This is a genomic window from Limnospira platensis NIES-39 (assembly GCF_026000695.1).
In the GTDB taxonomy this organism is placed as follows: Bacteria; Cyanobacteriota; Cyanobacteriia; order Cyanobacteriales; family Microcoleaceae; genus Limnospira; species Limnospira platensis.
In genome coordinates this window covers 1,675,611-1,688,413 of the sequence record NZ_AP026945.1, presented here as the reverse complement: position 1 = coordinate 1,688,413, position 12,803 = coordinate 1,675,611, and the positions used below count along the sequence as shown (strand labels likewise).

Annotated in this window: 14 protein-coding genes; 1 reads left to right on the top strand and 13 read right to left on the bottom strand. The window is 45.2% G+C overall.

The features are described from left to right. Window positions 1-100: 100 nt before the first annotated feature. On the top strand, window positions 101-1,837 hold the full coding sequence (locus tag N39L_RS08455; RefSeq protein WP_014274917.1) for a glycosyl hydrolase family 28-related protein: 1,737 nt from the start codon (window positions 101-103) through the stop codon (window positions 1,835-1,837). Between the two features lie 22 nt (window positions 1,838-1,859). Here N39L_RS08455 and N39L_RS08450 read toward each other — a convergent pair whose 3' ends face one another. The 13 genes from N39L_RS08450 to N39L_RS08390 form a co-directional block, all read right to left on the bottom strand. Further along, window positions 1,860-2,504 (bottom strand): DUF938 domain-containing protein, encoded by a 645-nt coding sequence (locus N39L_RS08450; protein ID WP_006618411.1) that lies wholly within the window; start codon window positions 2,502-2,504, stop codon window positions 1,860-1,862. An 18-nt stretch (window positions 2,505-2,522) separates the two neighbouring features. Then, the gene (locus N39L_RS08445) at window positions 2,523-2,966 is read right to left on the bottom strand and encodes a DUF4332 domain-containing protein (protein WP_006618410.1); all 444 of its coding nucleotides are present in this window, start codon (window positions 2,964-2,966) and stop codon (window positions 2,523-2,525) included. 6 nt (window positions 2,967-2,972) lie between these two features. Continuing rightward, complete coding sequence (locus N39L_RS08440) at window positions 2,973-3,548, bottom strand: GNAT family N-acetyltransferase (RefSeq protein ID WP_006618409.1); 576 nt, start codon at window positions 3,546-3,548, stop codon at window positions 2,973-2,975. Further along, window positions 3,545-4,396 (bottom strand): carbohydrate ABC transporter permease, encoded by an 852-nt coding sequence (locus tag N39L_RS08435; RefSeq protein WP_014274916.1) that lies wholly within the window; start codon window positions 4,394-4,396, stop codon window positions 3,545-3,547. The genes N39L_RS08440 and N39L_RS08435 overlap by 4 nt, the downstream gene beginning before the upstream one ends. After that, on the bottom strand, window positions 4,378-4,938 hold the full coding sequence (locus N39L_RS08430; RefSeq protein ID WP_014274915.1) for a 5-formyltetrahydrofolate cyclo-ligase: 561 nt from the start codon (window positions 4,936-4,938) through the stop codon (window positions 4,378-4,380). Before N39L_RS08430 ends, N39L_RS08435 begins: the two co-directional genes overlap by 19 nt. Then, window positions 4,935-5,882, bottom strand: a complete 948-nt coding sequence (locus tag N39L_RS08425) for a GDP-L-fucose synthase family protein (protein ID WP_006618406.1) — start codon at window positions 5,880-5,882, stop codon at window positions 4,935-4,937. Before N39L_RS08425 ends, N39L_RS08430 begins: the two co-directional genes overlap by 4 nt. A 28-nt stretch (window positions 5,883-5,910) precedes the next feature. Continuing rightward, a complete protein-coding gene (gene gmd, locus N39L_RS08420; protein ID WP_006618405.1) occupies window positions 5,911-6,939 on the bottom strand; it encodes a GDP-mannose 4,6-dehydratase in 1,029 nt (342 codons plus the stop codon). Between the two features lie 205 nt (window positions 6,940-7,144). Continuing rightward, complete coding sequence (locus N39L_RS08415; RefSeq protein ID WP_006618404.1) at window positions 7,145-7,882, bottom strand: undecaprenyl-phosphate galactose phosphotransferase family protein; 738 nt, start codon at window positions 7,880-7,882, stop codon at window positions 7,145-7,147. 616 nt (window positions 7,883-8,498) lie between these two features. Beyond that, window positions 8,499-8,852 carry a hypothetical protein gene (locus N39L_RS08410; protein WP_231852130.1) on the bottom strand — a complete coding sequence of 118 codons (354 nt, stop codon included), beginning with the start codon at window positions 8,850-8,852 and terminating at the stop codon, window positions 8,499-8,501. 729 nt (window positions 8,853-9,581) lie between these two features. After that, on the bottom strand, window positions 9,582-9,785 hold the full coding sequence (locus N39L_RS08405) for a hypothetical protein (RefSeq protein WP_035735778.1): 204 nt from the start codon (window positions 9,783-9,785) through the stop codon (window positions 9,582-9,584). Window positions 9,786-9,895: 110 nt separating this feature from the next. Next, window positions 9,896-10,459 (bottom strand): hypothetical protein, encoded by a 564-nt coding sequence (locus tag N39L_RS08400; RefSeq protein ID WP_014274913.1) that lies wholly within the window; start codon window positions 10,457-10,459, stop codon window positions 9,896-9,898. Window positions 10,460-10,484: 25 nt separating this feature from the next. Next, the gene (locus tag N39L_RS08395; RefSeq protein WP_050856767.1) at window positions 10,485-11,672 is read right to left on the bottom strand and encodes a glycosyltransferase; all 1,188 of its coding nucleotides are present in this window, start codon (window positions 11,670-11,672) and stop codon (window positions 10,485-10,487) included. A gap of 345 nt (window positions 11,673-12,017) precedes the next feature. Then, the gene (locus N39L_RS08390) at window positions 12,018-12,524 is read right to left on the bottom strand and encodes a hypothetical protein (RefSeq protein ID WP_006617186.1); all 507 of its coding nucleotides are present in this window, start codon (window positions 12,522-12,524) and stop codon (window positions 12,018-12,020) included. Window positions 12,525-12,803 lie beyond the last annotated feature (279 nt).

Here is a 12,803-nt window from a genome sequence, read left to right as displayed (position 1 = left end):
TAATTGATACCCAGATTGCCCTTTTCCCCAAGCAAAAATCATGTTAATTCCTCTAGTCTATGCAGCCATCGTTTTTCCAGCAGATGCGGGTGTAGTAGACGTGACCACCTATGGCGCTATTCCTAACGATGGCAAAGACGACACAGAGGCAATTCAACGGGCTTTAAACGACCACCCAACCGGAAATCATATTTTTTACTTTCCCGATGGAGTATATAACGTTAGCGGTCAAATTAGATATGCGGGAACCGAAAAACGGAACATTCTACAAGGTCAAAGCCGCGACGGAACTATTATTAAACTTGATGATAACTCAGGTTTAGATACATCGGTAATTTGGACAGGTTCCCCACCCGCGCAGCGATTTCGGAACAGTATTCGAGACCTGACCGTTGATATTGGTCGCGGTAACCCTAACGTTAATGGGATAGATTTTATTGCCAATAATCAGGGTTTAATTCGCAACGTTAAAATCATCTCAAGAGATGGTCAAGGGAGAATCGGCTTAAACCTTTCCATTGATGAAAATGGGCCCCTATTAGCTAAAAATATTCATGTAGTCGGATTTGATATCGGTATCCAAACCTGGAACCCGACAGCCAGTCAAACCCTCGAAAATATTACCCTGGAAAACCAAAACCAATACGGCTGGAAAAACTTTAATCAACAGGTTTTTGTCCGAGGTTTGCAGAGTAGCAATCAAGTTCCGGCAGTGTGGAATATGCCTGATGGTGGCAGTGGTTTTACCCTGATTGATTCTATCCTAACTGGATTGGGTTCGGCTTCCGAATTGCCAGCTATTCATAACCAAAAAGCTATGTATGTTCGCCAATTGAGGACTTCTGGATATAAACAGGCAATTTTGCAGAATGATAAAGGTCGTGGGAATGCTTCTCAACCTGATGGTTATGTGAGGGAGTGGATAGCTAGGGGAGAGTTTCAGAGTCTGTTTGACAGTCCCCAAACTATGCTAAATCTGCCGATTAAAGAAACTCCAGAATTGCCTTGGCATGATTTATCAGACTGGGTAAGTCCCCTGGCTTATGGCGGGAATCCTAATGATGGAATTGATGATACAGAGGCGATACAAGCAGCTATTGATTCAGGAGGGAAAACTGTTTATCTTCCTAATGGGGTTTGGGATGTTAATGGAACTTTGGAATTAAGGGGTAATGTACAGCGGTTAATTGCTACGGAGGCTAGAATTGTTGGTGATGGTGTCATTAGGGTGGCACAGGGAACATCCCCGACGGTGATTATAGAAAGAGTAGAAGCGGCTTCTATTTCTATTGTACATGAAAGCGATCGCACTTTGATTATTTCTAGTTCTATTGTCAATCGCTATAGTAGCACCCAAGGAAACGGCGGAGATGTCTATATTGAAGACGTTGGCGGCGGTCCCTGGGTGTTTACTAATCAAAATGTGTGGATGCGTCAAATTAACCCGGAAACTATACATAGTCCTAGGATTACCAATGATGGCGGGTCTCTGTGGATTCTTGGATATAAAACCGAGGATGAGGGAACTTTGGTAAAAACCATTAATGGCGGTAAAACAGAGGTATTAGGCGGCTTGATTTTAAATGGCAGATTTGCAGATATTCCCGGATTTATTAACATTGACTCATCCCTGAGTTATGCTAATGTTGGTTTTCTCACGTTTAGTGGGGGTTCAATACCTATTGGAGTGCAAGAAACCCGCAATGGTGTCACCCTCATGACTGACCAACTACCTCCCTACTACACTGGTTATCAGCAGCCGACATCCTCCCGTCAATCTGAAAATTTCCTCGTCAGTTTGTGGCGGTCGATACTCCGACTATTTGCTATGGTTTAATTATTCCCATTCTCAGTCAGTATTAACAACGCCTAAAAACTACCGAGAAATTATTAGCAGGCATAGGGACTGTTTCCACCAATTCTAGGTTATAACCCTTGGCTAATTCTACCACATCATCAAGGTTTCTGACACCCCACTTAGGGTTAGAAGTTCGCAAATATTCATCAAAGGAAGCGTTACTAGGTGCGGTGTGTTTTCCAGCTATTTTATAGGGTCCATAGAGATATAAAATTCCCCCCGGTTTCAAAATGCGATCGCTTCCCGCCATTAACCCTTCACAAGCCGACCAAGGCGAAATATGAATCAGGTTAATTGCTACAATAGCAGTGATGGGAAATTCCGATAATTCCCAGGGTAAATCATTCCCTTCCACTGGCCAAGGATTAGCTTCTACATTTAACTGTAGGGGAGGGTAAAGATTATCTGAAGGTGAATGAATTTGCCATGCTTTAATACTCTGTTGTAACAAAGGTTGCGGGTCGGAAGGTAGCCACCGCCTAGGGGAGAGACGGGGAGCAAAAAAAACCGCGTGTTGTCCTGTGCCGCTGGCTACTTCTAAAACGGTTCCCGTGGCGGGCAACACCCTTTTTAAGACCTCTAAAATAGGTTCGCGGTTTCTTTCGGTGGCTGGTGCATTTTGTCGCAAATCTTCGGAAAAATTCATGATTTCATCTAGTAATTATTAATTAATTTTATGCAAAATTTTAGCTTGTTTAATCCAGGTTTGGATGACATCAACAGATGGACAGAGTTGGCGAGATTGCAAGGTTCCTACATAGAGCCGTAAAATCTGTTTATGCAGTTGTTGAATAGACATCTGAGATAGTTGGTTAACTGAACTTACGCCACTATGCAAAAGGACACCACAATATTGATAGCCAATACTGGGAACCCTGGCTAAGTCGGACATTGCGACCCATTTACTGATATCTCTGATGTTGATACCTAGTTGGTTAGATAAGGCGATTTTATTAGCATTATTACTCCCGCGCGTGAGCAGTTGCTGGGTGTTTTCAATACCACATTGATTCAGGAGTTTAATATTACCTGTATCTAACCCAGGTAGTTCAGAAATTCCCCAGTAACAGGATGTAATTTTTTGATGCTTAGTTGTGGGATGATTCATGATTCCTCAGTTGGATTTAGGATGATTGTCAATTCTCAGAGATTTAGCCATCAAAATATCAGGTTTCCCGATACCGTTAGCATCGGGGACTACTCCCATAATCACAAAACCGCATTTCTGATAAAATTCATAGGGATGACGACCATGGTTTTTTATGTTAGCAATATTTTCCAAAAAATGGGGGTATAATTCGACACCAGATAGGGAGGTTAAATTATTTTCGTCATCGGTACCCAACCATAAGGTTAACCCTCCTTGTGAGCGGACATAATCCTCTAAATTGGCGACCAATTTTCGCCCTATTCCTAACCCTTGATAATCGCTTTTGACTACCAAAGGATGTAATTCCCAAACATGGCCTTGATATTGGCTAATACCACCAATCCAGCCTAGAAGATTATCATTTTCATCGACGGCGACTAGATTAACTCTATCGTCGCCAAAAGACTCCATAACCTCGGCTAAACCACGTTCATAAGTCGGCCAAGCATTCGGCCAATTTTCCCGAAATTCTGCGACTAATAAAGTCGCCGCCTGGTGGATATGATTTTGATTATTAGGACTGAGATTAATAATCCTCAACCTTTAACCCCCGTAGCTGTATCTGTAGGCACAATATACCGTTGTACGATTAAAAATAGTAGTAACACAGGAGCGATAGAAATGACGGAACCGGCGGCGACTATCCGCCAATCGAGAGAAAAAGTTCCGGCTAGATTTGCCACGCCTAAAGGGATGGTATAATATTCTGGGCGATCGACTACAATTAAGGGCCAGAGAAAATCACTCCAAGACCCGATAAATACAAAAATGGCTAAGGTCATTAAGGCGGGACGGACTGAGGGGATCATAATATGCCACCAAATCCCTAATTCTGAACAGCCATCAATTCTGGCGGCTTCTTCTAACTCTTTGGGAACTCCCATAAATGCCTGTCGCAATAGAAAGATGCCAAAAGCGGAGGCTAAAGATGGAAAAATAATGCCTAAATAAGTATTTCTTAATCCTAACTGTACCGCTAGAATATACAGGGGAATCATGACAATCTGAAAGGGTATCATGATGGTGGAAACGATCGCACTTAGGAGAAAATCGCGACCCCAAAAGTTTAAGCGCGCCAAAGGATAGGCCGCCAAGGAACAAAATAGCAGATTTAATCCGACGGTTAAAAGGGCGACGAGGGTACTATTAAATAAATAGCGACCAAAGGGATTGGTTTGCCAAACTCTGACAAAATTAGTGAAAGTAGGTTCCCTTGGAATAAACTGGGGGGGAACCTGAAAGATGTTTTCGGTAGGGGATTTAAAGGCAGTTCCCACCAACCAAAATAGGGGAAATAGCATAGCGATCGCTATAGCAATTAATACCATATAAGTGGCGATCGCCCGATAATTTGCCCCCCCACCAGAAGTTATTTTGGAAACTCCCATATACCCTCCTCTGTACAAACCGCCGCCAAAGGCTGGTCCCAACTATCCCTAGGGAGAGTATCCACCCTGGCGGCCGCAAACACAATTCCCACCGTAGGAATTTTAGACCACTCAGACTGACTCAACATCCGATCATAAAATCCTCCCCCATATCCCAACCGATAGCCACAGTCATCACAGGAAACGGCCGGAACCAGGATTAAATCGACCTCAGACGGCTGCAAAACCCGTAAGCGGGGGTGCGGTTCCATTAAACCAAAAGACCCCCTTTGGCGGGCATTTTCCGGCCGCCAGTGATGCCAAATTAAAGACCCATCCACACAGCGAGGAAACCCCCAGACTTTTTCTGGGGAGACGTACCAGAGAGGACTTAAATCGGGTTCTTGGCGAAAACTAAAATAAGCCAAGATAGTCTTGGCTTGCTGAAATCGCCACCAAGCCTGTAGATGGTCAGTAATGCGATCGCTATTTTGTCGCCAAACAGTCGCGGCTAGAGATTGGCGATCGCTTAACAAACGGCGGCGTAGTTGAGACTTACTCACAGATCAGGATTTTGTCGATACCAGTCAATAGTATTTTTCAGACCCTGGCGAAACTCCACCTCAGCCACAAACCCAAACCTTTCCTTAGCCCGATTTGTGTCTAAACAGCGGCGCGGTTGACCATTAGGCTTATCAGTTTCCCAGACAATTTCTCCCTGAAACTCCATCAACTCACAAATCAACTCTACCAGGTCCCGAATCGTCACCTCAGAATTAGTCCCCAAATTCACCGGGTCTGGTTCGTCATAATGTTGGGTAGCCATGACAATTCCCCGCGCCGCGTCAGTCGAATAAAGAAACTCGCGACTAGGACTACCATCACCCCACACCGGAAGCTGTTTATCCCCCCGTTGTTGCGCCTCATAGACCTTACGCACCAAAGCCGGAATCACATGGGAACTTTTCGGATTAAAATTATCTTCTGGGCCGTAGAGATTCACCGGCAATAAGTAAATGCCATTAAACCCATACTGCTGTCGGTAGGCTTGCAATTGCACCAATAGGGCTTTTTTGGCGATTCCATAGGGGGCATTAGTTTCCTCTGGGTAGCCATTCCAGAGGTCGTCTTCCTGGAAGGGAACCGGGGTAAATTTGGGATAAGCGCAGATAGTCCCTACACAGACAAATTTCTTGACCCCTGCTTGATAGGCTGAGTGAATCAACTGGGTCCCCATCATCAGGTTATCGTAGAACAACTCAGCCGGTTTTACCTGATTTAAGCCGATACCCCCCACATGGGCCGCCAAATGGATAATGATATCCTGACCTTTAGCAGCTTGTTGACAGGCTTCTAAGTTTCGCAGGTCACAATTATGCGATCGCGGTACCGAAATATTTTCCGATTTCGCCCCCGCCTTCAGAAGCTGGTCAATCACCTGTTTTCCCAGAAAACCAGCCCCTCCCGTCACCAAAATCCGTTGGTTTTGTAAATCCAGAGTATTCATGTAATTTACCCATTATTTAGTCTAAGAATTAATCAAAATGGTCTCCCTCTTGATGAGGTTCTTCTAATAGTGTTAGGTCACTATCAACCATCAGCTTTACCAACTCCTCAAAAGACACTAACGGCTTCCAACCCAAGACATTTTGGGCTTTACTCGAGTCCCCAATCAGCAATTCCACCTCAGCCGGGCGTAAATAGCGTTCATCAAATTTTACATAATCATGCCAATCCAAATTAACATAATTAAAAGCCACATCCAGAAACTCGCGAATTGAATGAGTTTCATTAGTTGCCAAAACATAATCATCCGGTTGATCATGTTGCAACATCATCCACATTCCCCGCACATAATCCTTAGCATAGCCCCAGTCCCGTTTAGCATCCAGATTACCCAGATAAAGTTCTTTCTGCATTCCCTTCACAATCCTGGCTACAGCGCGGGTAATTTTGCGGGTAACAAAAGTCGGACCACGGCGGGGACTTTCATGATTAAACAGGATACCATTACAGGCAAATAAACCGTAGGATTCCCGATAATTAACCGTTTGCCAGTGTCCGTAAACCTTCGCACAAGCATAGGGACTACGAGGGTAAAAATGTGTGGTTTCCTTCTGGGGGATTTCCTGCACTTTCCCAAACATTTCCGAAGAACCTGCTTGATAAAAACGCACCTGAATCCCTGTGCGGTGCTGATAATCTCGAATAGCTTCTAATAGTCTTAATACCCCTAAACCGACCGTATCAACAGTATATTCTGGACAGTCAAAACTCACCCGCACATGGGATTGAGCCCCCAGATTATAAATTTCTACCGGCTTAACTTCCTCCAGGATACGGCGCAGAGTCGTACCATCTGTTAAATCCCCATAGTGTAAGAATAACCGAGCATTAGGATGATGGGGGTCTTTGTAAATATGTTCAATGCGGTCTGTATTAAAACTAGAACTACGCCGAATAATTCCGTGAACTTCGTAGCCTTTTTCTAACAGTAACTCACTCAGATATGAACCATCTTGACCTGTGATACCCGTAATTAACGCTGGTTTATTGTTTGACATCTGATGATTTTCCTTTCCATACGAAGCAGCCCGCCCATGGCGGTTGTCTATACTCTATTATGCACCCTCATGATTATTCCCTAGTGGGGCAAGTTTCCCAGCCACCTCTATCATAAAAAACCCGGTTACTTTGACAAGAACCATAAATATCTTAACTCAGAAACCGGGTAGGACTAGATAATTTACGATGACTCACCCCTCCAGGTTAATAAGCACCATTATCCTTGGGGAAAATTACCACACCAATAGTTTTGATAATGATCCATAGGTCAATCCAGAAATTCTTGAAATTAACATAGTGCAAATCAATCTGAACTCGACGAGGATAGGGAATATCATTGCGCCCTGAGACTTGCCATAGTCCAGTGATTCCCGGTCTGATGGTTAGAACCTTATCCATGTGACGACCATATTTATGCAATTCCTCGGCCACCAGAGGTCTGGGGCCTACTACACTCATATCACCTTTGAGAACATTCCAGAACTGGGGAAACTCATCAAGGCTGGTCACACGCAAGAATCTACCGATCCAGGTAATTCGAGGATCATGTTTAAGTTTAAACGTATCCTGAAACTCTTGGCGCAGGTTAGGAGAGGTTTCCATAATCTCCACCAGCACCTCATCTGCATTACTGACCATGGTTCTGAATTTGATACACCCAAACCGTTGGCGATTTTTGCCGACTCTTTCCTGGACGTAAAACACGCTACCAGGGGAACTCAGGGCAATTAACAAGCTCAGTATCAAATAAACCGGAGAAAACAAAATCAGAACCGATAGGGAAAACACAATGTCAAATGAACGCTTAAAAAAATCTCCGTTCAGACTCTGTACCAGAGACAGGGTTCGTTGCTGACGCGGACGCACTAAGGGTACAAAGCCACGCCTTGTAAATGCACGTCGAAGTCCCCTACCGAAGATAAGTTGGCTATTGGCAGTCATCTTACTCCTTCAATTCACACCACACACAGTCATGATCATAAAGCCTTGAGACACTCAATAAGGATGATTGAGTATCTTGTACCCATATACTAAGATCCCAGATGGCAGGTCGTCACCGGGGAACCAGTCTGGACAATCCACCTAAATTAGGGGTTTTCAGCTTTTCTGGTTCTCTTAAATACTTTGGCATTTTAGCTGAAATTTTGGGAGTCCATTGTCATGAAGCTCACCCCACCTGCCCAAGGCAGGTGGGGGTGTCGGTGCTAACCTCGAACTGTGCTAGTCCACAGGTCACACAAACAAGCCCAGCTTCTAGGCGATCGCCCTCGAACGTTGGATCGAGGGCTCCTCACTGTCCTTTCGGCGAGTGAGCTGAAGAATGCCTCGTGCAGCAATATTGAGCGCCCCATTGAGGTCTGCATTGTATCGCTTGCCCGAGGAAAATTTAGCCAGAGCATAGTTCTTGGAGTCTCGCCCTTTCGACTCCACTACCGTCATAAGCCAACTTTTAGGTGGAGCTACGACATCAATGACCTTACCGCCTATCTCTTGCCACTTCATCTCCGTCAAATCTCGAATCATACCTTTAAGCCATCCATGAAAGCGTTGGCGAAGGTTAGAGCGCTTGCGCCCCCCCCTTAGCTTTCCATCCTTTCAGGTTCTCAAAGACAATAGCATCGGCATTGAACTGTTGGGCAATCTGCACGATACGCTTCGAGACAATTTGCCCAATTTGACGGTTGATATTACGGCATTTGCGGTAGGTATGAGAGCAGAAGCCTTTCTGGAGACTTCCACCTAGCCCCATCGTCTTACTAGCTCGTTTAGATACCGATTTCAGCCGCTTATCTCGACGGTCGCCGTTCCGCTGGACGCAGGTTCGAGCGGCTGCGGCGACTTCGTCTATGTCTCTGGCTGGGTGAATAAACTCCCGATAGGTTACAGTGCCGTCAAAATTCACGACTGCCACAGTAGCGGTGGTGTTGATACCCAGGTCAACACTTACAACTCGACCCTCTCCCTCCCGTTGAGGTGGATGACACTCAAATGGAACTGAGAGATGACAAGTCCTCTTTTGCTCATTGAAGATAAGGGACGGTGACAGCAGCTTGGTAGGGGTCGAGAGGGAAGTCACCTTCCCAAACTCCCATACAAAACCGTGCTTGATACTTTCACATCACACGGCTCCTGATGTAGATACCCCTTTTGACATCGGGAACAGGGTTACCACCCCCTGCTTTCGTACTTCAACTTATAGAGCTATATGCACACGATAGTCTTTAAACTCGCTTTCGCCATTAAACTCTTGTTGATTGCAGTATCTATATCCACACCGTGACTAGTGGGCATATCCTAACCATTACAATTAGGCCTTAGCTTTCAGTCACATCCCTTCCCCTTAAAGGCTTACGCTTACACTTTTCACTACTGTGCAGGTACATCCTGCCACTTGAGAGCCAATGAGGGGTTTAAACGTTCCATATATGCGGGCATTCCATCTTTAGATTCGTCCTATCCACCGGGGTACTTTAAAGGTCTGTGCACAACGAAACGTTGCTTCTGGGTAGCTGCAACAAACTCCCACTTTTCCCCTTACTCTTTGAGCGCAGCGTATCAACCTGTTTCGCTACTCCGTAGTTACGATGGTTCAAGCCGGACATTCGGTTTCCCTAATCTTGGATGGTTGGCAGTGGTCGAGTTAGAGGTAGGTTCCTCTGTTACGCCTTCCGTTCCCCGCGTCAATCCTAGGATTGTGATTCCTAAGATTGGGGGTGGCTACCGCCGTTACTCTCAACCTTGCTTTATACTCAAGGGGGTCACAACTTCCCTCTTTCTTCCGCTCAGTCTTGACCTTGAGTCTCTCTGCCTTTATCTGGTCTCGCACCCAGATGTTGGAACACATATATAGTTATGGGATTGTCAAGGTTTCTTAACTTTCACATCAAGTCCTTTATATTCCATCAAGGGGTGCAAGTCCCAGCAGGCAGTTATTTCAGGTATTGCAACCCTATTTCATGCCTGAACATCTCGCACGTTGCTGTCCACGGTATGCCGTTCTCGTAGGCTGGTTATGCCAACGTTTGTCCAGACCCCATCGGTTCCGTTAAAGACCTTGATTTCGATGCGGTCATAGCCAGGTCGTTTATAGCAATTACCTCGATACAGGGTCGGATAACAGCCACTGTTGGGATTGAGGACGGGAGGTTTGGCATCCCGACGTTGACGAGTTCCCGATTGCCATTCCCGATATCGGGTCATGTAGCTACTGACTTGGCCAGCGGCGAAGACGATGGCAGCCCTTCGATAGTAGCTGGGGAACTTGTAAAAGGTCTGGTCAAATTGCCAGTATTTGGGGTTGGGGTTCTTGGCGGTTTGGTGAATCAGTTTCTCAACGGCTAGAACCCGTTTTTGACTCGATAACCCTCCGATAGACGGCCAATGGGTTAAGAGAATTCCCATCAAATGCCGACAGACACCTAGGGAGACCTCAACCGTTTGGCTCAGAAGCACTCGCGCTGCTGCTGTCGGGTTAAGATTCCATCGGTCTGTACGGATGATTGATGTGGTTTGTGCCATCACGCGCTTGTTACCCCAAGGCTTGTCAGATCGGCAGATCCTTTGCCCCCACCTGCCGTTCGGCGAGGTGGGGGAATGCGTCGCTATTTTTGTTCAAACACTTATCTACGAAATTAAGATAGTCCTCCCGAAACCGACTTTGATCAAATTGACTCGCATGAGTTCGGATAATTTCCGGATGAAATTGCCCATTGAGACTTTCAAAGACTTGGACTGTCTCCATTAAACCTGTTTCTGTTTGCGGCGTAAATAATAACCCTGTCCCGGAGTCGGGATATTTACGAATATCTCGCACGGTTTCTGTCGCGCCTCCTACTCCATAGGCGATCGCAGGTGTTCCGCAAGCCATGGCTTCTACGATCGCCATTCCAAAGTCTTCGCAGGCGGCATAGACAAATGCTTTGGCTTTGGACATATATTCCCCTACTGCCTGATCACTTTGCCAACCTAAAAGCTGGATATTGTCTTTGGCAATTTTCTTGATGCGATCGCATTGAGGACCTGTACCAATTACTACCAGCGGATAACCCAATTCGTTAAAGGCTTTGACAATTAGGGAAATTTTCTTATAACTCACCAGACGGCAAACGGTCAGATAAAAATCTTCTTTTTGGGCCTGAAATTTCATATTGTCCATCGCCACCGGGGGATAAATTACCTTCGCCTCACGACGGTAACATCGCCATATCCTCCGAGCCGTATGTTGAGAGTTAGCAATAAAATAATCAACCCGGTTGGCTGAAATCACATCCCATTGCCGTAGTTGGTGCAGCAACACACGGGTTAACATACCGGGGACTCCTGAGCCGACAGAGCTACCTCTGAGATAGTCAAAGGTGAGATCCCAAGCATAGCGCATGGGAGTGTGACAATAGCAAATATGCCTTTGCCCTGGCGTTGTAATCACTCCCTTGGCTACAGCATGGGATGAAGATAAAATTACGTCATACTCCCGCAGGTCTAACTGTTCGATCGCTAACGGTAATAGCGGTAAATATTTCTGTACACCATTTCTCGCCCAGGGAAAGTTCTGTAAAAATGTGGTCCCAATCTTTCGCCCATATAGATAACTCTCAGGATTACTTGATTCAAAATCAATCAGCGCATAAACTTGGGCATCAATATGCTTGAGAATTTCTCGCACCACTAACTCTGACCCCCCTGTGGCTTTCGGCGTTAACCATTCATGGACCAGAGCATACTTCAACGACACAACAGATATCTAACCCCTAATGCCTTCAGAATTTACTATCTCACAGGGCGGAAATTAATTGTGAACTGTGTTAAGTTTTTTAACCACCCCCCCCCGACCCAAACCCTGGACTCACACCCGTGGCTGTTGGAGAAATCACTTTCCACTTGGTCCCCCATAGCCGTTTCTCACCCTCTATTTAGTGGTAGCTTGGCGATTATTTAACATAGTGCGATCGCACCTATTGGGACAGCCATATCATTATGCGATCGCCTCTGATATTTGACCATGAAGCGAAATTAAACTATGATGAAAAACCACAGAAGTAATTAACTATTATGGCTAACAATTAGACAAGTTTAACCGTCACTTAATAGTTACTTTAGCTTGTCCGATTTCACAAGTAATTCCTTGATGACACCAACCCGCTCCTATCAGATCATTAAACATCACATCTACATCAACTACAGAGACTTTAAATTCGGCATTTGGCGGCGCACTGACGCTAAATCTGCATAGATAAGAATTGGGACAGTTAGGGTTACCAATATCGTCCGGTGTAGAACCATCAGGAAGACAAACAGTTCCCAATCTTTCGTTATACAAACAAATTGCCAAATCCGGGGCTCCATTTAATATATCCCAAGACTCATTGTTATATTTGGTCTGTTCCACTTCAACATCAACGGCTATTCTCTCAGCATGAGACGGTTCAGGAAAGCCGAATACAATTAAAACTAACAGGACTAAACATAACACATAACTCCTGAATAAATTCCCGAAATCCCAGGGTTGATAAATGCCTTTATTTCCTAGTAATTTGGCTAGTGGCGATCGCCGATATTTAAGGTTAATTTGATGCAGTGTATACATTGAATTTCACCGATTTCTAGTTAGTGTTACTATCATTCTGCCAGCACAACCCGCCACTGACAGCATACCCCCTATTGGAGAGGGTAGCTGATCGCGGAACGGCTGTACAAGACGCGAACCCAATCCTCTCTCAGGCAGTATACACTCTCCGCTGACATCATAAATCTAAAGATTTTCCCATCATTATTCCCAGTAAAAAACCCAGAATTTTAAGATTAATTTAACAATTGCTGAAACCGACGAATCAAAGCCTGTCAATTGTCAATCCCCAACCCCCAA

Bases quoted from the DNA above. Each gene is read 5' to 3' on its own strand.
- gmd (WP_006618405.1), bottom strand. From the start codon at position 6,939: ATGTCAAACAATAAACCAGCGTTAATTACGGGTATCACAGGTCAAGAT.
- N39L_RS08400 (WP_014274913.1), bottom strand. From the start codon at position 10,459: ATGGCACAAACCACATCAATCATCCGTACAGACCGATGGAATCTTAAC.
- N39L_RS08435 (WP_014274916.1), bottom strand. From the start codon at position 4,396: ATGGGAGTTTCCAAAATAACTTCTGGTGGGGGGGCAAATTATCGGGCG.
- N39L_RS08445 (WP_006618410.1), bottom strand. From the start codon at position 2,966: ATGAATCATCCCACAACTAAGCATCAAAAAATTACATCCTGTTACTGG.
- N39L_RS08405 (WP_035735778.1), bottom strand. From the start codon at position 9,785: ATGTGTTCCAACATCTGGGTGCGAGACCAGATAAAGGCAGAGAGACTC.
- N39L_RS08415 (WP_006618404.1), bottom strand. From the start codon at position 7,882: ATGACTGCCAATAGCCAACTTATCTTCGGTAGGGGACTTCGACGTGCA.
- N39L_RS08425 (WP_006618406.1), bottom strand. From the start codon at position 5,882: ATGAATACTCTGGATTTACAAAACCAACGGATTTTGGTGACGGGAGGG.
- N39L_RS08450 (WP_006618411.1), bottom strand. From the start codon at position 2,504: ATGAATTTTTCCGAAGATTTGCGACAAAATGCACCAGCCACCGAAAGA.
- N39L_RS08390 (WP_006617186.1), bottom strand. From the start codon at position 12,524: ATGTATACACTGCATCAAATTAACCTTAAATATCGGCGATCGCCACTA.